This window comes from Novosphingobium naphthalenivorans NBRC 102051, from assembly GCF_001590985.1.
Lineage (GTDB): Bacteria > Pseudomonadota > Alphaproteobacteria > Sphingomonadales > Sphingomonadaceae > Novosphingobium > Novosphingobium naphthalenivorans.
Genome location: NZ_BCTX01000001.1, coordinates 22,222 through 41,297, shown reverse-complemented (window position 1 = coordinate 41,297; position 19,076 = coordinate 22,222). Strand labels below are relative to the sequence as shown.

Sequence of the window (19,076 nt, the reverse complement as noted above, 5' to 3'; positions counted from 1 at the left end):
AACGAGTCGAAACGGATCTGATTTGAACGAAGAACTGAAGGGCGAGGTCACGCGCGGTGCGCGTGCCCTCGTCGTCTATCCGCAAATGCGCGGGAGAGGGGACCTCGATACCGACGCACGCCTCGAAGAGGCGAAAGGCCTTGCGCTGGCAATCGGCCTCGTGGTGGCGGACGCCATCGCGATCCCGATCCGCGAACCGCGCGCAGGCACGCTGTTCGGTGAAGGGCAGATCCAGAATATCGGTGTCGCCTGCGAGCTGAACGAGGCGGAGCTTATCATCGTCGACGGCTCGCTTTCGGCGATCCAGCAGCGCAATCTGGAAGAGAAGCTGAGACGCAAGGTCATCGACCGGACCGGCCTGATCCTTGAAATCTTCGGTGAGCGCGCGGCGACGGCGGAAGGCCGTTTGCAGGTCGAGCTGGCGCATCTCGATTATCAGGCGGGCCGTCTGGTCCGCAGCTGGACTCACCTTGAGCGCCAGCGCGGCGGCTTCGGCTTCCTGGGTGGTCCCGGCGAAACGCAGATCGAGGCGGACCGCCGGATGATCCGCGATCGCATGGCCAAGATCCGCCGCGAACTGGAGCAGGTGCGGCGCACGCGCGGGCTTCACCGTGAGAGGCGCGAGAAGGCGCCCTGGCCGATCGTCGCGCTGGTCGGTTATACCAACGCGGGTAAATCCACGCTGTTCAATCGCCTGACCGGCGCAGACGTGATGGCGCAGGATCTCCTGTTCGCCACGCTCGATCCCACCATGCGGGCGATCCGGATGCCCGGCGTTGAAAAGGCGATCCTGTCCGACACGGTGGGCTTCATTTCAGACCTTCCGACCCAGCTTGTCGCCGCTTTCCGCGCGACGCTGGAAGAAGTCACGGCGGCTGACGTGATCGTGCATGTGCGCGATATCGCCAATCCCGATACCGAAGCCCAGAAGCGCCAGGTGCTCGATGTGCTCTCCGATCTTGGCGTGCTGACCGGCGCGGAAGACGAAGGGGAGGACCGGCTAGCCATTCCGATCGTCGAGGTCTGGAACAAGTGGGACCTGCTCGGCCCAGCCCATGCCGGGGAACTGCGCGAGGCGATGGCGCACCGGGAAGGCGAAACGATCGTTCCGCTCTCGGCCCTGACCGGTATGGGCTGCGACGATCTGCTCGAAGCGGTCGGCGCGGAACTGACGGTCGGCTCTAAACTCTATACTTTCGTGATCCTCGCCGCCGATGGGCAGCGGCTCGCTTTCCTGCACGCGCGCGGCGATGTGGTGAGCGAGGAGGACGCCGGAGAAGGCCCCGAGGGACCGCAACTGCGCGTGCAGGTGCGGCTGACCGATCGCGAACTAGGCCGGTTCTCGGCGCTCTGATGCCTTGACCGCTTGCCAGTAGCTTTCCTGCTCATCGAGCGGGAGGGCGGCAAAGGCTTTGCCATCGAAGGATGCGAGCACTTCCATGGCGCGGAACCGTCGTTCGAACTTGGCATTCGCAGCACGCAGCGCATCTTCCGGGGCAATGCCATTGAGGCGGACGAGATTGACGGCGGCGAAGAGCAGGTCGCCGGCTTCTTCAAGCTTGCTGGCCTCTTCCGCTTCGGCAAGTTCGGCCATTTCCTCGTGCACCTTGTCCGCTGCGCCTGACGGATCCGGCCAGTCGAACCCCACACGCGCCGCGCGCTTCTGCAACTTTTCCGCCCGCATCAGCGCCGGCAGTGACAAGGCAACACCGTCGATGGCGCTTGTCGCGCCTTTGGCTGCGCGTTCCCTGGCCTTGAGTTTTTCCCAGCGCTCGGTCTGCGCATCGCCCGAGGCATCATCGCCGAAGATGTGCGGGTGGCGCGCTTCGAGCTTGTCCGAGATCGAGGCCGCGACATCGGCGAATGCGAAATGCCCCGCCTCCTCGGCCATGCGGGCGTGGAACACGACCTGCAGCAGCAAGTCGCCCAATTCGTCGCGCAGGGATTCCATGTCCTCACGCTCGATCGCATCGGCCACTTCGTAGGCTTCTTCGATCGTATAAGGCGCGATGGTCGCGAAATTCTGCGCGCGGTCCCATTCGCAGCCGTGCTGCGGATCGCGCAGGCGCGCCATGATCGCAAGGATGCGATCGATTTGCTGATGACGATGATCGGTCATGTCCGGGGGGCTTTCAACATGAACGGAGAGTGGAAGCGGCTTATACCAAAGCTCGGTGATGATGACTCTTCCCTCTTCGTCATTGCGAGGAGGCGAAGCCGACGCGGCAATCCAGGGGTGGCGCAAACCGCCCTGGATTGCTTCACCCTTTGGGCTCGCAATGACGAGTGTCTGGAGACGAAGGGGGAAGTGGGGGGCATCGGTGAGTCGTGATATTACGCGTCGATCAGATCGCGGTCGATCTCGCCGGCGCGGTTCTGGATGAATTCGAAACGGTGCTCGGGGTTGCGGCCCATCAGCCGGTCGACCAGATCCTTCACCGCCGCGCGGTCTTCGTACTCGGGCGGCAGGGTGATGCGGATCAGCGAGCGCGAGGCCGGGGCCATTGTCGTTTCGCGCAATTGCTGCGGGTTCATTTCGCCGAGGCCCTTGAAGCGGCCGACTTCGACTTTCTTGCCCTTGAACTGCGTCGCTTCCAGTTCGGCGCGGTGCGCGTCGTCGCGGGCGTAGGCGGAGGTCGACCCGGCGGTCAGGCGATAGAGCGGCGGCTGCGCGAGATAGAGATGGCCGCGCCGCACGATGTCCGGCATTTCCTGGAAGAAGAAGGTCATCAGCAGCGTCGCGATGTGGGCACCGTCGACGTCCGCGTCCGTCATGATGATAATGCGGTCATAGCGCAGATTGTCCGCATTGCAGTCCTTGCGCGTGCCGCAGCCGAGCGCGAGGCCGAGGTCTGCAATTTCCGCATTGGCGCGTATCTTGTCCGCGGTGGCGCTGGCGACGTTCAGGATCTTGCCGCGGATCGGCAGGATCGCCTGCGTCTTGCGGTCGCGCGCCTGCTTGGCCGAGCCGCCTGCGCTGTCGCCTTCGACGATGAACAGTTCGGTCTCGCCATTGCCTTCGCCCGAGCAATCGGTGAGCTTGCCGGGCAGGCGCAGCTTCTTGGCGTTGGTCGCGGTCTTGCGCTTGACGTCGCGCTCGGCTTTGCGGCGCAGGCGCTCGTCCATGCGCTCCATGATCGAGCCGAGCAGCGCCTTGCCGCGTTCGAGATTGTCGGTGAGGAAGTGATCGAAATGATCGCGCACCGCATTCTCGACCAGACGCGCAGCTTCGGGGCTGGTGAGGCGGTCCTTGGTCTGGCTCTGGAATTGCGGATCGCGGATGAAGACGGAAAGCATCACTTCGCTGCCCGTCACCACGTCGTCGGGCGTGATGTCCTTGGCCTTCTTCTGGCCGACGAGATCGGCAAAGGCGCGGATACCCTTGGTGAGCGCCGCGCGCAGGCCCTGTTCGTGGGTGCCGCCATCGGGCGTCGGGATCGTGTTGCAGTACCACGAGTACGACCCGTCCGAGTAGAGCGGCCAGGCAATCGCCCATTCGACGCGCCCTTGCTCTGAACCGTCCTCTCCCGCCGGAAAGTCCTGCGATCCGGAGAAGAACTGGCTGGTGACGCATTCACGGCTGCCGATCTGCTCGGCGAGATGATCGGCAAGGCCGCCCGGAAACTGGAACGTCGCTTCGGCGGGAACGTCCTCGCCGGCGAGCGAGGGTGAGCACTTCCAGCGGATTTCCACCCCGGCGAACAGATAGGCCTTGGAACGAACCAGCTTGAACAGCCTCGCGGGCTTGAACTTCTGGTCGCCGAAGATTTCGGTGTCGGGCGTAAATGTTACCGCCGTGCCGCGCCGGTTGGGCGCCGCGCCGACTTTCTGGATCGGCCCCAGCGTCACCCCGCGCGAGAATTCCTGCGCGTAGAGTTCCTTGTTGCGCGCCACTTCGACGCGGGTCTTCACCGAAAGCGCGTTCACCACCGAGATGCCAACGCCGTGCAGACCGCCCGAGGTCGCATAGGCCTTGCCCGAGAACTTGCCGCCCGAGTGCAGGGTGGAGAGGATCACTTCGAGTGCCGACTTGCCCGGATACTTGGGGTGCTCATCGACCGGGATGCCGCGCCCGTTGTCGGTGATCGTGATCCGTCCGGCGGTGCCCGGTTCCTCTTCCAGCGTGACTTCGATGCGGTTGGCGTGACCGGCGACCGCCTCGTCCATCGCGTTGTCGAGCACTTCGGCCACGAGGTGGTGCAAGGCGCGCTCGTCGGTGCCGCCGATGTACATGCCGGGGCGCCGCCGGACGGGCTCCAGCCCCTCCAGCACTTCGATTGCGGAACCGTCGTAGGAATCCCCGCCCGAAGCAGGGAGTTTGTCGAAGAGGTCGTCAGACATGAGCGCGACTATACGCAGCGCAGGAATCCGCGATCAAGCGTGCTCTTGCGCTTATCCGCAGGCGCAAACGCGCCGAAACGCGCGGCTTGGGCTCAGTCCCCGAACTTGGCCGGGGCAGGGCTGACGACCTTGACCGATCCGGCCTGCACTTCGCGCACTTCCAGCGCGCGCTCGACAACGCCGCCGCGGGTGAAGCGGAAGGGACCATCCAGGCCCAGGAAGCCGCCGCTTTCCATCATGTCCGCGGTCGGGAAGCTCTTGCCGACTTTCCAGTCGCGCGAGACACGCAGGGTCAGCAGAACCGCATCGTAACCCAGAGTGGCGATCCGGAACGGGGGAGCGCCGAACCGCGAACGGTAGCTCTTGGAAAACTGCGCAAAACGCTGGTCGGAAACGGTCGAAAACCATGCGCCGCTCAGGGCTGGCGTCGTTGCCAGTTCGCGTTCTCCGCCCCACAGTTCCGTGCCGAGCAGGCGGACATTGGCATTGCTGCTGCCAGCGCGGAACGTGGTCGCTGCGCGGGCCGAAAGGCCGCCGGCGTCGGCAATCAGCAGAGCGCCGTAGCCGGTCTTGGCCTTGATCCGGGTGGCTGCCGCGTTGATCGAGGCAGCGGTGCGGTCGTAGGGTTCCATCGCGATCACTGCACCGCCGCTGGCACGCACGGAGGAGAGCAGGGCATCGCTTGCCCGGTCGCCATATTCGCCGCGGGGAATCAGCGCGGCAAAGGCGGAAACACCCTGCGAACGGGCATAGGCCACGGTCCGGGCGATCGACTGGCCCGGCAGGTTGCCCATGATGAAGACGTCCTTGCCCGCCGCCGCTTCATCATTCGAAAACGAAATCAGCGGAACTTTCGCGGGACGGGTGACGGCGGCCACCGCCGGAATGTTGTCGGACAGCAGCGGGCCAAGGACCAGCCGGTTGCCGTCGGCCAGTGCGCGCCGCGCCGCATCGGCGGGGTCGGTTGCTGTGTCGTACGTCGTCACGCGCAGGTTCTTGGCTCCGGTGTCGAGCAGCGCCATGTTGGCAGCATTGGCGATCGACTGGCCGACAGCGGCATTCTTGCCGGTCACCGGAACGAGCAGGGCGACGCGATGATGCTCGGTGTCGGTCGGGATCACGCTTTCGGTGGGTGTCGGCTCCGGTGCCGGCCCGGAAGGCGGCGGGGCTTTCGGCACCACGGCACAGCCAGCCAGCAAGGCCATGGCGCCCGCGGTGAGGAAATTCCGCCGATCGATCCATGACATCGCACGGAAATTCAGGCGCTTGTCATTCATCTCTTGCCGCTCCCAAGGTCCTTGGCCATGTGTTCCGTGATGGAACACTCTCTTTCGCCGGGGCTGTATATAGTCGCTACCCCGATTGGCAACCTGAGCGATATAACGTTGCGTGCAGTCGATGTCTTGCGCGGGGTGGATGCCGTCGCCTGCGAAGACACCCGCGTCACCGGAAAATTGCTGCACCATCTGGGCCTCAAGAAGAAGCTCATCCGGTATGACGACCACGCGGGCGAAGGCGATCGCGAACGCCTGCTGGCGCTGATGGAAAACCAGCCGGTCGCGCTGGTGAGCGATGCTGGGACGCCGTTGATTTCCGATCCCGGCTATCGCCTTGTTCGGACGGCGCGGGAGCGGGGAATCGCCGTTACCAGCCTTCCGGGGCCGAACGCGGCCGTCGTCGCGATGACGCTGTCCGGGCTGCCCAATGACCGTTTTCTCTTCACCGGATTCCTGCCGAACAAGGCCAAGGCGCGCGAAGAGGTACTCGCCGAACTGGGCACTGTGCCTGCAACACTGGTGTTCTACGAAACCGCGCCGCGCCTCGATGCCGCCTTGCAGGCGATCGATGCGATGCTGCCGGGACGCGAGGTGGCGGTCGCGCGCGAACTTACCAAGAAGTTCGAAGAATGCCGCAGCGGGACACCGGCCGAGCTTGCCGCGCATTACGCAGCCCATCCGCCCAAGGGGGAGATCGTGCTGCTGGTGGCTCCGCCTTCGGACGAGCCTGCGGCCGATATCGATGTGGATGCCATGCTGCGCAGCGAACTGGCTGAATCCAAGCCTTCGCAGGCGGCCGCAAAGGTTGCCAAGGCGACCGGGCTCGACCGCAAGGTGCTCTACGCGCGGGCCATGGAACTGAAGTGAGCCGCCAGCGCGCCCGGGCGGAACAAGCGGGGCGGCGAGGCGAGGCGCTGGCTGCGCTCTACCTGCGGCTGACGGGATGGCGTGTTCTTGCGCAGCGGGTGCGCTCTGCCCGCGGCGAAATCGATATCGTCGCGCGGCGGGGCAGGACCTTGTGCTTTGTCGAAGTGAAATGGCGGGCGTCGGGTGTTGACCTGGACCACGCCATAAGCCCTGCAAACCTGCGCCGGATCGCCGCTGCGGCAGAGGCGGTGGGGCCGCGTTTCGCCAGGCCTGCGGATACGCAGCGCATCGATGTTCTGCTGATGGCACCGGGCCGCTGGCCGCGCCGCCTGGAGAATGTCTGGCAGCCGGGCGCTTGAAACGGGTCGCGCCCGCCACCAAAACGGTCTAGGCCGCGCTCCGCTGGCACCCAAACAGGATTTCCTTTCATGTCCTTACGCATTGCCGTCCAGATGGACCCGCTCGAAAGCATCAACGTTGCCGGGGACTCGTCGTTCGCGCTCATGCTGTCGGCGCAGGCGCGCGGGCACAGCCTGTTTCACTATGATGTGCGCACGTTGGCCTACGATACCTCGGAAGGCGCGGGCGGGCGGTTGACGTGCTGGGGGGCGCCAGTCACGGTGCAGCGCGGGGAAGGCGCGCACTTCACGCGCGGGGAATACCGGCTGATCGACCTCGTCGCGGATATCGACGTGGTGCTGATGCGCCAGGATCCGCCGTTCGATCTGGGGTATATCACGGCAACCCACCTGCTGGAGCGGCTCGCCGGGCAGACGCTGGTGGTCAACGATCCCGCTTCGGTCCGCAACGCGCCCGAAAAGGTCTTCGTGCTCGACTTCGCACGCTTCATGCCGCCTACCTTCATTGCCCGTCGGATCGAGGATGTGAAGCTGTTCCAGCAGCGGATGGTGGATCGTGGGCTGGCCGGAGACCTCGTTGTCAAGCCGCTTCACGGCAACGGCGGCAAGGCCGTGTTCCGCGTGCCCGCGGATGGCAGCAATCTCGGCGCGCTGGTGGAAATGTTCCAGAACGCCTGGGTCGAACCGTTCATGGTGCAGCCCTTCCTTCCCGACGTCTCCGAAGGGGACAAGCGCATCGTGCTGGTGGACGGCGAGTTTGCCGGTGCCATCAATCGCAAACCGGGCGAGGGCGAGTTCCGCTCCAATCTTGCGGTCGGCGGTTCGGCGGAAGCTTGCGGGCTGACCTTGGCCGAAGAGGAAATCTGCGCGGCGCTCGGGCCCGAACTCAAGGCGCGCGGGCTGGTCTTTGTCGGGATCGACGTGATCGGCGGCAAGTGGCTGACCGAAATCAACGTGACCTCTCCCACTGGTATCGTGGCCATCGACCGGTTCAATGGAACCGATACCGCCGCGAAAATCTGGGACGCGATCGAAGTACGCCACGCGGCGATGTAAAACCATCACGAAGACATCCCCGCGACAAAGCTATGTGCAGAGTTGTACATGGTAAATTTCCCGTTACCTTGGCGGCTATTGTCGTGAAGGAGTTAGGGTATGGGGAAGAAACTGGCGGCTGAATTGTTCGGCACGTTCTGGCTTGTCTTCGGCGGCTGCGGCTCGGCCGTACTGGCGGCGGCGTTTCCGGATCTCGGCATCGGGTTTGCCGGTGTTGCCCTGGCTTTCGGCCTTACCGTACTGACCATGGCCTATGCGGTCGGGGGGATTTCCGGCGGGCATTTCAATCCCGCGGTTTCCTTCGGACTGGCCGTCGGCGGCCGGTTTTCGTGGAAGGAACTGGTGCCTTACTGGATCGCACAAGTGATCGGTGCGCTGGTGGCTGGCGCTGCGCTTTATGCCATCGCTTCGGGCAAGAGCGGTTTCACGCCGGGTGGTTTCGCGTCGAACGGATACGGTGACTTGTCGCCCGGCGGATATTCGATGCAGGCGGCGCTGCTGATCGAAGTGATCCTGACGGCGGGCTTCCTGATCGTCATTCTCGGATCAACGTCGAAGCTTGTGCCTGCCGGTTTCGCACCGATCGCGATTGGCCTTGCGCTCACGCTGATTCACCTGGTTTCGATCCCGGTGACAAACACTTCCGTCAATCCCGCCCGCTCGACGGGCGTGGCGTTCTTCGCGGAAACCGCAGCCCTGAGCCAGCTCTGGCTGTTCTGGGTGGCACCGCTTGCGGGCGGGGCGCTTGGCGGCCTGATCTGGAAGTACCTGCTCGCGTCCGAAGAAACCGAGGGCTGAGCCGGATCAATTGCGCTCGTCTTTTTGTTCTCTGGGGTGTGCGCTGCGATAGACGTCGAGCAGGGTTGCTGCGTCCACTTTGGTGTAGATCTGGGTCGAGCCGAGCGAGGCATGGCCCAGCAGCTCCTGCAGCGAGCGCAAATCGGCCCCAGCGCCGAGCAGATGGGTGGCAAAGCTGTGCCGCAGCGCGTGCGGCGTTGCGGTCGCGGGCAGGCCCAGCGCGATGCGGGCCCGGGCCATGGCTTTCTGCACCATGCCTTGCGAAAGCGGCCCGCCCTTGGCGCCCCGGAACAGCGCCGCACTGCGTTCAAGCGGCCAGGGGCATTTGGCGAGATAGTCATCCAGCCCGTCACGGATCACGGGCAGGAGCGGGACCACGCGCTGCTTGCCGCCCTTGCCGGTGACGGTGAGCGTCTCTCCCAAGGGAATGCAGGCACCGGTCAAGGAAAGCGCTTCGGCAATGCGCAGTCCCGCGCCGTAGAGCAGCAGCAGCACGGCCCGGTCCCGCGATCCGATCCACGGTTCGGGCGCGTCCTCTTCCACCGTGACGGCCAGGTTTACTGCCTCATCGGGCGTGACTGGGCGCGGCAACCCTTTCTTGATCCGCGGGCCGCGCAGGCGAGGCGGTTTTGCGTCGGCCATTCCCGCCTGTTCGCGGGCAAAGGCCAGGAACCCCTTGAGCGCGGACAGTTCGCGCGCGGCGGAGACATTGCCGATCCCGTCCTGCCGCCGCGCGGCAAGCTGGCGCCGCAGGTCCGACGCTTCGAGGCGGGCCAGCCCGGCCCAGTCCGTATCGCCCAGGCTATCAAGCAGGCGCGCGGCGGTTGCGAGATAGGCGCGTACGGTATGTGGACTGCGGCGGAGGCCTTGCGCGAGATAGTTGCCCCAGGCTTCAAGAAGGTCCGCCTTGGTCATGTCTCGACAAGCGTGGCGGGTACGAGTTCGGCCAGCAGGCCGTCGAGCAATGGCATCCCCTCATCGGTAACGCCAAGGCGCGGACCAGCCTCCCAGATGAGCCCCTGCTTCTGGTAAAACCCGGCTTTTTCCCGATCGAGCACATCCGTGAGTTGGAGGCCGAAACGTGCCGCGATGGCCGCAATGTCGACGCCTTCGCGCAGCCGCAGGCCCATCAGCATGGCTTCGCTGGCTTGTTCGCGTATGCCGAGCGGGCGCATCTCACTGATGCCATGGCCGGACTGACCGATAGCCTGCAGCCAGTTTTCGGGCTTGCGATGGCGGACGGTCGCAGTGCCCCCGCGCCGTCCATGGGCTCCGGGACCGATCCCGCAATAGTCCTGATAGCGCCAGTACGTGAGATTGTGGCGGCTTTCCTCGCCGGGGCGGGCGTGATTGCTTACCTCGTAGGCCGGCAATCCGGCAGTCGCGGTCATGTCTCGGGTCAGGGCGAACATGTCGGCGCAGGCGTCTTCATCGAGTGGAGCGAACTCGGCCTTGCGCACCATGGTCTCGAAGCGCGTGCCGGGCTCTATGGTGAGCTGGTACAGCGAGAGATGCCCTGTGCCGAAAGACAGCGCGCGGGCCAGTTCCGCCTGCCACTGCTCAAGCGATTGCCCGGGGCGGGCATAGATCAGGTCGAAGCTGACGCGGGTGAAATGGCGCTGCGCCACGTCTAGTGCGGCCAGGGCTTCGGCGGCATTGTGCAAGCGGCCGAGAAACCGCAGGGTTTGGTCGTCGAGCGCCTGCACGCCAAGAGACACGCGGTTTACGCCCGCCTGGGCCAGCGCGGCATAGTTGGCGGCTTCGACTGAAGACGGATTGCCTTCCAGCGTGATCTCGATGCCCGGCGCAAAGCCCCAGAGGTCTTCGGCTTCCCGCAGCAACCGTTCGACGAGCGCAGGGGGCATCAGGGAAGGGGTGCCGCCGCCGAAGAACACGCTCTCCAGGGGTTCGTCTGCCACCTTGGCGCGTTCGTGGCGCATGTCGGCGAGCAGGGCCTGCTCCCAGCGCGCATGGTCCACAGTCTCGCGGACATGGCTGTTGAAGTCGCAATAGGGGCACTTTGCGAGGCAGAACGGCCAGTGAATGTAGAGCGCGTGCGCCATGGAGGCAGTTTAGCCGCCGAACTGCTCCGCGACCAGCTTGGCGAAAGCATCGGCGCGGTGGCTGATCCGGTGTTTTTCCTCCGGATCGAGCTGGGCGAAGGTCACGTCGCGGCCTTCGGGCACGAACACCGGGTCGTAGCCGAAGCCCATGGTTCCGCGCGGCGGCCACGAGAACGTACCGTTGATACGGCCATCATAGACCGCCTCATCGCCTTCGGGCCAGGCAATGGCGAGGACGCAGGAAAACCAGCAGGAGCGGTCAACCTCGGGGCCCTGTTCGCACAGCAGTCCTTCGACTTTGCCCATCGCCATGTACCAGTCGCGGCCCGGATCGCCTTCGAACCACTGCCGCTCGGCCCAGTCGGCGGTATAGACACCGGGCTTGCCGTCCAGCGCCGTCACCGAAAGGCCGCTGTCGTCGGCAAGCGCGGGAAGTTGTGCGGCCTTGGCAGCGGCATGGGCCTTGATCAGCGCGTTCTCGACAAAGGTCGTGCCGGTCTCGGCCGGTTCGGGCAGGCCAAGCTGTCCGGCGGAGAGGCACTCGATCCCGTAAGGCGCGAGCAGGGCGGAGATTTCCCTGAGCTTGCCCGCATTGTGCGTGGCAATGACAAGGCGCTTGCTGTCGAGTTTGCGGGTCATCTCACGGGTCCTGCACGGGTTCGAATTGCGGCCTAGCCGGGCCGCCGGAGAGTTTTGGTATATTAAAGTTACTGCCACTTGCGCACTGGGAAGTGGCAGTAACATTTCGTTACCGCGGCGTGCTGGCGACAGCCTCTGCCTGCGCGGCGTAGATGCGATCGCAGCCGATGCGGGCCAGGCGCAGCAGGCGCAGCAGGCCTTCTTCGTCATACGTCGCGCCTTCGGCAGTGGCCTGGGCCTCGGCGATCTTGCCGCCTTCGATCAGCACGAAATTGGCATCGGCATCGGCCGAGCTGTCTTCGATATAGTCGAGGTCGAGCACCGGCGTGCCTTCGCAGATGCCGCAGGAAATCGCGGCCACGCGCGCCTCGATCGGGTCTTCCTTGATCTTGCCTTCGGCCATCAGCTTGTCGACGGCAAGACGCAGCGCCACCCATGCGCCGGAAATCGAGGCCGTGCGGGTGCCGCCGTCGGCCTGGATCACGTCGCAGTCGAGCACGATCTGGCGCTCGCCGAGCTTCTTCATATCGACGACGGCGCGCAGGCTGCGGCCGATCAGCCGCTGGATTTCCTGCGTGCGGCCGGACTGCTTGCCCTTGGCGGCTTCGCGCGAGCCGCGGGTGTGGGTGGCGCGGGGCAGCATCGAATATTCCGCCGTCACCCAGCCTTCACCCTTACCGCGCAGGAATGAAGGGACCTTTTCCTCGACGCTGGCCGTCACCAGCACGCGGGTATCGCCAAAGGAGATCAGCACCGATCCTTCGGCATGTTTGGTGTAGCCGGTGAGGATTTCGATGGAACGCATTTCGTCGGGAGCACGGCCGGAAGGGCGCATTGGAATGTCCTTATCGTGGATTATGCGCCGCCCCTTCGCGCATAAGGCTTGAGGCTGCAAGCCCATTGCCTAAATTGCATGGGAAATGCCGACACCGCCAATCAACGAACTGACCACCCGTGCCCGCGAGATCTTCCGTCTCGTGGTGGAGGGGTATCTGGCGACCGGAACACCGGTCGGCTCGAAAGCGCTGGCCGGGCAGGGCAGCGTGAACCTGTCGTCCGCCTCGATCCGGTCGGTGCTCGCCGATCTGGAGGGCCTTGGCCTGCTGGCGGCGCCTCACACCAGTGCGGGCCGCCTGCCGACCGAAGCGGGATTGCGCCTGTTCGTGGACGGCATCATGCAAGTCGCCGAGCCGACGGCAGAAGAACGCGCGGCGATCGAGAGCCGCATTACCGCGCCCGGCCCAATCGAAGCGGCACTGGAAGCAACCAGCGCGCTGCTGTCCAGCCTCTCGTCCGGCGCGGGCGTGGTCATGGTGCCCAAGCGCGAGCCGCGGCTGATGAACCTGCAACTCGTGCCGCTGGCCCCCGATCGCGCGCTGGCCGTGCTGGTCGGCGAGGACGGCGTGGTGGAGAACCGCGTGCTGGACCTGCCGGCCCGTTTGCCGCCGGGCGCGCTGGAGGAAGTTTCCAACTATATCTCCGCCCGCCTGAACGGCCGGACGCTGGCGGAAGCGGCCCGGATGATGCGGGCCGAGATCGCCTCCGGCCAGTCGGCGCTCGACGCGGCAAGCCGCGATCTGGTGGAACGGGGGCTTGCGGTGTGGAGCGAGGACGCCATGCAGCGCCCGGTCCTGATCGTGCGCGGGCAGGCCAATCTCCTTGATGAACACGCCGTTTCCGATCTCGAACGCGTGCGCTCGCTGCTGGACGATCTCGAGAACAAGCAGTCGGTTGCCGACTTGCTGGACGTGGCGCGCGAGGCGCAGTCCACGCGCATTTTCATCGGGTCCGAAAACCGCCTCTTTGCCCTCTCGGGTTCTTCGGTGATCGCGTCGCCGTATCGGGACAGGGAAGGGCGCGTCGTCGGTGTTGTGGGGGTTATCGGCCCGACTCGGTTGAATTATGCGCGGGTCGTCCCCATGGTGGATTTCACTGCCCAGAGCTTGGGCAAGCTTATCGGATAGCTGGAACCTGAAAAGAATGAACGAAGACAAGACCCAGTCGCCAGAAGACGCGGCCGTGGCCGAAGAACTCAAGGGTGTGCCGGAGGAAATGCTCGACAAACAAGGCGAAAACGAAGAGCTCGCCAAGTTGCGCGAGGAACTCGAAGTTGCCAAGCAGGACGTGCTCTACGCGCGGGCCGAAACCCAGAACGTGCGCCGCCGGATGGAAAAGGACGTCGCCGATACACGGGCTTACGCGGCAACCGGTTTCGCGCGCGACATTTTGTCGGTAGCGGACAACCTGGCGCGCGCCTTGACGGCCATTCCCGCAGAACTGCGCGAAGATGAAAAGCTTAAGAGCCTTGTGGCCGGCATCGAGGCGACCTCGCGCGAGATCGACAAGGTCTTCGCATCGCACGGCATCAGCCGCATCGCGGCGATGGGCCTGCCGTTGGATCCCAATCAGCACCAGGCGATGCTCGAAGTACCTTCGGCGGATGCCGAACCGGGCACGGTGGTGCAGGAACTGCAGGCCGGCTACATGATCAAGGACCGCCTCCTGCGCCCGGCCATGGTGGCCGTGGCGAAGAAGGCGGACTGATTTTCCTTCTCGGAATTCGGGCCCGCGGCGTCAGGCGACGCGGGCCAGTTTCTGTACCGTGCGGCCAGTCTTGGGTTCGTTTACCTGGAAGCGGCTTACTTCTGACATCAGAACCGACGCATTTGAGGCAAGGTTCGAGCAGGCGGCGGTGGCTTCTTCGGCCATGGCGGCGTTCTGCTGCGTCATGTCCTCAAGGCCGGTGGCACGCGAACTGATTTCGGTAACACTGGTCGCCTGACGTTCGGCCGATCCCGCGATGTTGGTCACGATCGTGCTGATCTCGTAGATCATGCCGGAAATGCGTTCGAGCAACTGGCCCGCTTCGCTGACCGCTTCCACGCCCGTGGTCACTTGCCCTACGAGAGCGTTCACCTGGTCGTTGACTTCCTTGGCCGCTTCCGAAGAGCGCAGCGAGAGCGCGCGCACTTCTTCCGCGACAACGGCAAAGCCCTTGCCCGCCGGCCCGGCACGGGCGGCTTCGACACCGGCATTGAGAGCTAGCAGATTGGTCTGGAACGAGATGCTGTCGATCACCGCGATCACATCGTGGACGCTTGTCGAAGCGGAGCGGATCTCGTCCATCGACTTGACGGCACGGTGGACGATTTCGCCCGAACGCTCCGCCTGGGTCGATGCCTCGGTCACGACGTTGTTGGCTTCGCGGGCATCCAGTGCGGTCGACCGGATGGACTCGGTCACTTCGGCAAGAGCGCGCGCGATCGCTTCGAGCGAAGCGGCCTGCCGTTCGCTGCGCCGCGCCAGATCGTCCGAGGCATTGCGGATTTCGTTGGAGGCATCGCTGACGTTGATCGTGTTTTCACGCACGGTCAGCATTGCCGTTTCCAGCCCTTCAAGTGCGCCGTTGAAGTTGGTGCGAAGCGCTTCATACCCGGAGGGCATGGCGTCGAGACGGTCCGACAGGTCGCCTCGCGAGAGCCGTTCGAGGTGGTCGCCGATTTTCTCGACAGCCTGCTGCTGATTGGCTTCGGCTGCGGCCTTGGCGATCGCCGCATCGCGGAATACCGCCAGCGCCTGCGACATCTTGCCGATTTCATCGGCGCGGTCGAGGCCTGGGATTTCGCTGTTCACATCGCCTTCGGCCAGTGTGCGCATACGTTCGGTAAGCGTTTCCACAGGGACCGTGATCGAGTTGCCCAACCGCCGGCTCACGAAAGTGACGACCGCCAGCACGATCAGGACACCGATCGCCAGCGTAATCGCGTGGGAAATGATCGAGGCGCGGATGTCGTCGACATAGACGCCGGTGCCGACAATCCAGCCCCACGGTGCAAAGCCCTTTACGAAGCTGATCTTCGGCACGGCCTTTTCGCCAGTCGGTTTGTCCCAGTGGTAGTCGACAAAGCCCTGGCCGTCCTTCTTCACGACTTCGACCATCTTCATGAACATGTGTTCGCCCGATGCGTCGGTAAGGCTGGAAATATCGGTGCCGTTCAACTGGGGCTTGAGCGGATGCATCAGCATCTTCGGCTCCATGTCGTTGACCCAGAAATAGTTATCGCCCTGGTAGCGAAGCGCTTCGATGGTCGCGAGCGCGGCTTTCTGAGCTTCGGGCCGGGAAAGGGTGCCGTCGCTTTCCAGCGCATGGAAGTGCTCCAGCACGCCATAGACGGACTCGACATTCTGCCTTGTCGGCCTTGGCAACGTCGTCCTGCATCGATCTCGCGAGCGTCCACAGACTGACGGCTACCGTGGCCAATAGCCCCACGGCCGCAAGTATCGTAATCACGCCAATCTTCTTGCGAATAACCATCGAACGCCTCGCGCGAGTTTCTCTCCAACCTCGATGATAACGTTTGTTCCTTAAATCGATGGTCCCCCGAAGCATGTGCGAAGTACGTAATTCCGGGCAAGCCGCGCGATCGCGGCTTTTGGTTGAAAAAGGGCCGGGAAGGCACGCCGCCGAGAAGCCGCGATCGAAGCCGCGGCGTGGAGATCCAGCACCTGTTTCTGTTTCAGACTGAAAGGCCGATGCCTCGCTTATGCGGGGTGAAAGGGCAGCACCCCGCGATAGTGTTCCAGGGCCTGCGCGCCGGGAACCGTATATCCGCGAGACAGCAGAAAGACGTGCCGCACGATTTCCGCCTGCTGCTCTATGCCGTAGCGTTCCAGCTTCCAGCCCGGCTGCAGGTCGTAGTCATAGCGGCAGAAGGGATGGCGCATGAGGGGCAGATACCAGCGCCCCTTGGTCTGGGCCTGCCAGACGTGAGTCATTTCATGGACGAACAGCCCCTGCATTCCGGGAGCGCTTTGCGAGAAATCGTCGCAATAGCTTTCGGCGCGGGGGTGAAAGTGGAGATGGCCGCAAGGCGCCATGACAGTGCTGACAGGCTGAAACGGAAACCACCGCTGCCGGCGCACCCGCACCGGGCCACAGTCAATCGCCGGTCCGAAAACGGAGCGGACCAGATGCGTTTCGCCGGCCGTCAGCGGCCGCTCGGCGCCCGGCCGGCAAGTGTGCCGGTCGGGCAGCGCCGTCAGTGGGCCATTCCTTCCATGCCGTGATCGTCATGGCCGCGCATGTCATCGCCCATCTTTTCGATCCGCAACGGCATCGAGACCTTGTCACCATCGGAGAAGGTCAGCGTGAGTTCGGTGGTCTCGCCTGTCTTCAGGCTGTCCGAAAGATCGAACCCCATCACGTGGTAGCCGCCGGGGGCAAAGTCGATCGTCGTGCCGGGCGCGATTTCGACGGAGTCGACCGGGCTCATGGTTCCGCCCTCGGTCTTGTGCATTTCGGCCTTGCCCGCGCCGGCGACATGGACGCCGGCAAGCGTGGCGGCAGCGGCACCGTCATTGCGGACCGAGAAGTAGATGGCGGCCGGACGGCCCGCCACAACCGGCAGGACAAGGCGCCCGTCGCTTGCCGCTATGCCGGGCCTTGCATCGGGGCCGGCGGCTTCGGACGCAGTCTCCTCAGGCGAGGGCGCGGCAGCCTGCTGGCAACCGGCCAGTGTGGCGAAGGCGGCGGCGGTGCAAAGAAAAGCGAATGTGCTGAACGGTTTCACGGGTGGAATATCCCAGTTTCGAGCCTTGTGAAAAATCGCGCACCTAATGCCACCTTGGCGCTCTTGTTCCAAGCAAAACCACTCCTATATCGCCCTCCGACGACTTGGAACGTCATCGAGCTGCGCAAGCCGCCTTGCCTTTCGAGGGAGGTGATCCGCGCGGTGTCAACCACTGACGTGAGGAATGGGGTAAATGGCAAAAGTAATCGGTATCGACCTTGGCACCACCAACAGCTGTGTCTCCGTGATGGACGGCGGCAAGCCCAAGGTTATCGAAAATTCGGAAGGCGCGCGCACGACGCCGTCGATCGTGGCTTTCACCAAGGATGGTGAGCGCCTGATCGGCCAGCCCGCGAAGCGCCAGGCCGTGACCAACGGCGACAACACGATCTTCGCAGTGAAGCGCCTTATCGGCCGCCGCTTCGACGACCCGGTGACCAAGAAGGACACCGAACTGGTCCCCTACACCATCGTGAAGGGCAAGAACGGCGACGCTTGGGTCAATGCGGGCGGTGAAGACTACAGCCCGTCGCAGATCTCGGCTTTCATCCTGCAGAAGATGAAGGAAACCGCCGAGAGCTATCTGGGCGAAACCGTGACGCAGGCGGTCATCACCGTCCCGGCCTACTTCAACGACGCGCAGCGCCAGGCGACCAAGGATGCCGGCCAGATCGCGGGCCTTGAAGTGCTGCGCATCATCAACGAGCCGACCGCGGCTGCTCTGGCCTATGGCCTTGAGAAGCAGGACGGCAAGACCATCGCGGTCTATGACCTTGGCGGCGGCACCTTCGACGTCTCGATCCTGGAGATCGGCGACGGCGTGTTCGAAGTGAAGTCGACCAACGGCGACACCTTCCTGGGCGGCGAGGACTTCGACACCAAGTTGGTCGAATGGCTGGCGGACAAGTTCAAGGCCAAGGAGAACATGGATCTCCGCACCGACAAACTTGCTTTGCAGCGCCTGAAGGAAGCGGCCGAGAAGGCGAAGATCGAACTGTCGAGCACCGCTTCGACCGAGATCAACCTGCCCTTCATCACCGCGCGCATGGAAGGCGGCGCGACGACCCCGCTTCACCTGGTCGAGACGGTCACTCGTTCGGACCTGGAAAAGATGGTCGCCGACCTCATCAAGCGCACAATCGAGCCCTGCCGCAAGGCGCTCGCCGATGCCGGCGTGACCGCTGCTGAAGTCGATGAAGTGGTCCTCGTGGGCGGCATGACCCGCATGCCCAAGGTCCGCGAAGTCGTGAAGGAATTCTTCGGCAAGGAACCGCACACCGGCGTGAACCCGGACGAAGTCGTGGCCATGGGCGCCGCGATCCAGGCCGGCGTGCTTCAGGGCGACGTCAAGGATGTGCTGCTGCTCGACGTGACCCCGCTGTCGCTGGGCATCGAGACGCTGGGCGGCATCATGACCAAGATGATCGACCGCAACACGACGATCCCGACCAAGAAGAGCCAGGTCTACTCGACCGCCGAGGACAACCAGCAGGCGGTGACGATCCGCGTGTTCCAGGGCGAGCGCGAGATGGCGCAGGACAACAAGCTCCTCGGCCAGTTCGACCTCGTCGGCATTCCGCCGGCGCGCCGCGGCGTGCCGCAGATCGAAGTGACCTTCGACATCGACGCGAACGGCATCGTCAACGTGTCGGCCAAGGACAAGGGCACCGGCAAGGAGCAGCAGATCCGCATCCAGGCGTCGGGCGGTCTTTCGGACTCCGACATCGACCAGATGGTCAAGGATGCCGAGAAGTTCGCCGAAGAGGACAAGAAGCGCCGCGAAGCCGCCGAGGCTCGCAACAACGCCGACAGCCTCGTCCACGCGACCGAGCAGCAGCTGGCCGAGAACGGCGACAAGATCGACGCTTCGCTCAAGGGTGAAGTCGAGGCCGCGATCGCCGCGACCAAGACCGCGCTCGAAGGCGGCGATGCCGAGGCGATCAACGCCAAGGCGCAGGAACTGACCCAGGTGGCCATGAAGATGGGCCAGGCGATCTACGAGAAGGAGCAGGCTTCTGCTGCTGCTCCGGGCGCCGAGGCACCGGCTGGCGACGAAGACGTGGTCGACGCCGAGTTCTCGGAAGTCGACGAAAACAAGGGCTGAAC

Annotated in this window: 18 protein-coding genes; 8 read left to right on the top strand and 10 right to left on the bottom strand. The window is 64.3% G+C overall.

Translation table 11 applies throughout. The features are described 5' to 3' along the window. Window positions 1-22: 22 nt before the first annotated feature. Complete coding sequence (hflX, locus tag NN5_RS00195) at window positions 23-1,354, top strand: GTPase HflX (protein ID WP_067731890.1); 1,332 nt, start codon at window positions 23-25, stop codon at window positions 1,352-1,354. On the opposite strand, the gene mazG is transcribed toward hflX, so the two are convergent. From mazG to NN5_RS00175, 3 genes are all read right to left on the bottom strand, one after another. Next, window positions 1,331-2,119, bottom strand: a complete 789-nt coding sequence (gene mazG / locus NN5_RS00190) for a nucleoside triphosphate pyrophosphohydrolase (protein ID WP_067731888.1) — start codon at window positions 2,117-2,119, stop codon at window positions 1,331-1,333. The genes hflX and mazG overlap by 24 nt on opposite strands. Window positions 2,120-2,334: 215 nt before the next feature. Then, window positions 2,335-4,341: a DNA topoisomerase IV subunit B gene (gene parE / locus NN5_RS00180; RefSeq protein ID WP_067731883.1), complete on the bottom strand. Its 2,007-nt coding sequence runs from the start codon at window positions 4,339-4,341 to the stop codon at window positions 2,335-2,337. Window positions 4,342-4,433: 92 nt separating this feature from the next. Further along, a complete protein-coding gene (locus NN5_RS00175; RefSeq protein WP_084384645.1) occupies window positions 4,434-5,618 on the bottom strand; it encodes a penicillin-binding protein activator in 1,185 nt (394 codons plus the stop codon). A 39-nt stretch (window positions 5,619-5,657) separates the two neighbouring features. Between NN5_RS00175 and rsmI the strand changes: the two genes are divergently transcribed. The 4 genes from rsmI (at window position 5,658) to aqpZ (ending at window position 8,698) form a co-directional block, all read left to right on the top strand. Then, window positions 5,658-6,485 carry a 16S rRNA (cytidine(1402)-2'-O)-methyltransferase gene (gene rsmI / locus NN5_RS00170; RefSeq protein ID WP_067731881.1) on the top strand — a complete coding sequence of 276 codons (828 nt, stop codon included), beginning with the start codon at window positions 5,658-5,660 and terminating at the stop codon, window positions 6,483-6,485. Beyond that, on the top strand, window positions 6,482-6,844 hold the full coding sequence (locus NN5_RS00165) for a YraN family protein (protein WP_067731879.1): 363 nt from the start codon (window positions 6,482-6,484) through the stop codon (window positions 6,842-6,844). The genes rsmI and NN5_RS00165 overlap by 4 nt, the downstream gene beginning before the upstream one ends. 69 nt (window positions 6,845-6,913) lie before the next feature. Beyond that, window positions 6,914-7,900: a glutathione synthase gene (gene gshB, locus NN5_RS00160; protein WP_067731877.1), complete on the top strand. Its 987-nt coding sequence runs from the start codon at window positions 6,914-6,916 to the stop codon at window positions 7,898-7,900. A 99-nt stretch (window positions 7,901-7,999) separates the two neighbouring features. Next, on the top strand, window positions 8,000-8,698 hold the full coding sequence (aqpZ, locus tag NN5_RS00155; protein WP_067731875.1) for an aquaporin Z: 699 nt from the start codon (window positions 8,000-8,002) through the stop codon (window positions 8,696-8,698). A gap of 6 nt (window positions 8,699-8,704) precedes the next feature. Here the strand turns inward: aqpZ and NN5_RS00150 are convergent, their stop codons facing one another. The 4 genes from NN5_RS00150 to rph all read right to left on the bottom strand — a co-directional run bounded on the left by NN5_RS00150 (window position 8,705) and on the right by rph (window position 12,235). Next, window positions 8,705-9,613, bottom strand: a complete 909-nt coding sequence (locus NN5_RS00150) for a tyrosine recombinase XerC (protein WP_067731873.1) — start codon at window positions 9,611-9,613, stop codon at window positions 8,705-8,707. Further along, window positions 9,610-10,761 (bottom strand): radical SAM family heme chaperone HemW, encoded by a 1,152-nt coding sequence (gene hemW, locus NN5_RS00145; protein WP_067731871.1) that lies wholly within the window; start codon window positions 10,759-10,761, stop codon window positions 9,610-9,612. The genes NN5_RS00150 and hemW overlap by 4 nt, the downstream gene beginning before the upstream one ends. Before the next feature lie 9 nt (window positions 10,762-10,770). Further along, the gene (gene rdgB / locus NN5_RS00140) at window positions 10,771-11,400 is read right to left on the bottom strand and encodes an RdgB/HAM1 family non-canonical purine NTP pyrophosphatase (protein ID WP_067731869.1); all 630 of its coding nucleotides are present in this window, start codon (window positions 11,398-11,400) and stop codon (window positions 10,771-10,773) included. A gap of 109 nt (window positions 11,401-11,509) precedes the next feature. Further along, window positions 11,510-12,235: a ribonuclease PH gene (gene rph, locus NN5_RS00135; RefSeq protein ID WP_067731865.1), complete on the bottom strand. Its 726-nt coding sequence runs from the start codon at window positions 12,233-12,235 to the stop codon at window positions 11,510-11,512. Window positions 12,236-12,320: 85 nt separating this feature from the next. On the opposite strand from rph, the gene hrcA reads away from it, so the two are divergent. After that, window positions 12,321-13,364, top strand: a complete 1,044-nt coding sequence (hrcA, locus tag NN5_RS00130) for a heat-inducible transcriptional repressor HrcA (RefSeq protein ID WP_067731863.1) — start codon at window positions 12,321-12,323, stop codon at window positions 13,362-13,364. 16 nt (window positions 13,365-13,380) lie between these two features. After that, window positions 13,381-13,944, top strand: a complete 564-nt coding sequence (gene grpE / locus NN5_RS00125; protein WP_067731861.1) for a nucleotide exchange factor GrpE — start codon at window positions 13,381-13,383, stop codon at window positions 13,942-13,944. 30 nt (window positions 13,945-13,974) lie between these two features. Here grpE and NN5_RS00120 read toward each other — a convergent pair whose 3' ends face one another. The 3 genes from NN5_RS00120 to NN5_RS00110 form a co-directional block, all read right to left on the bottom strand. Continuing rightward, the gene (locus tag NN5_RS00120; protein ID WP_084384644.1) at window positions 13,975-15,606 is read right to left on the bottom strand and encodes a methyl-accepting chemotaxis protein; all 1,632 of its coding nucleotides are present in this window, start codon (window positions 15,604-15,606) and stop codon (window positions 13,975-13,977) included. Between the two features lie 336 nt (window positions 15,607-15,942). Continuing rightward, window positions 15,943-16,434 (bottom strand): vgr related protein, encoded by a 492-nt coding sequence (locus tag NN5_RS00115; protein WP_067731857.1) that lies wholly within the window; start codon window positions 16,432-16,434, stop codon window positions 15,943-15,945. Between the two features lie 5 nt (window positions 16,435-16,439). Then, window positions 16,440-16,970, bottom strand: a complete 531-nt coding sequence (locus NN5_RS00110) for a copper chaperone PCu(A)C (protein ID WP_157080946.1) — start codon at window positions 16,968-16,970, stop codon at window positions 16,440-16,442. Window positions 16,971-17,163: 193 nt separating this feature from the next. Here NN5_RS00110 and dnaK point away from each other — a divergent pair, with 193 nt between their 5' ends. Next, a complete protein-coding gene (gene dnaK, locus NN5_RS00105; RefSeq protein ID WP_067731855.1) occupies window positions 17,164-19,074 on the top strand; it encodes a molecular chaperone DnaK in 1,911 nt (636 codons plus the stop codon). Window positions 19,075-19,076 lie beyond the last annotated feature (2 nt).

Coding starts and splice junctions, on each gene's coding strand:
- mazG (WP_067731888.1), bottom strand. CDS start 2,119: ATGACCGATCATCGTCATCAGCAAATCGATCGCATCCTTGCGATCATG.
- parE (WP_067731883.1), bottom strand. CDS start 4,341: ATGTCTGACGACCTCTTCGACAAACTCCCTGCTTCGGGCGGGGATTCC.
- NN5_RS00175 (WP_084384645.1), bottom strand. CDS start 5,618: ATGAATGACAAGCGCCTGAATTTCCGTGCGATGTCATGGATCGATCGG.
- rsmI (WP_067731881.1), top strand. CDS start 5,658: ATGGAACACTCTCTTTCGCCGGGGCTGTATATAGTCGCTACCCCGATT.
- gshB (WP_067731877.1), top strand. CDS start 6,914: ATGTCCTTACGCATTGCCGTCCAGATGGACCCGCTCGAAAGCATCAAC.
- aqpZ (WP_067731875.1), top strand. CDS start 8,000: ATGGGGAAGAAACTGGCGGCTGAATTGTTCGGCACGTTCTGGCTTGTC.
- NN5_RS00150 (WP_067731873.1), bottom strand. CDS start 9,613: ATGACCAAGGCGGACCTTCTTGAAGCCTGGGGCAACTATCTCGCGCAA.
- hemW (WP_067731871.1), bottom strand. CDS start 10,761: ATGGCGCACGCGCTCTACATTCACTGGCCGTTCTGCCTCGCAAAGTGC.
- rdgB (WP_067731869.1), bottom strand. CDS start 11,400: ATGACCCGCAAACTCGACAGCAAGCGCCTTGTCATTGCCACGCACAAT.
- rph (WP_067731865.1), bottom strand. CDS start 12,235: ATGCGCCCTTCCGGCCGTGCTCCCGACGAAATGCGTTCCATCGAAATC.
- hrcA (WP_067731863.1), top strand. CDS start 12,321: ATGCCGACACCGCCAATCAACGAACTGACCACCCGTGCCCGCGAGATC.
- grpE (WP_067731861.1), top strand. CDS start 13,381: ATGAACGAAGACAAGACCCAGTCGCCAGAAGACGCGGCCGTGGCCGAA.
- dnaK (WP_067731855.1), top strand. CDS start 17,164: ATGGCAAAAGTAATCGGTATCGACCTTGGCACCACCAACAGCTGTGTC.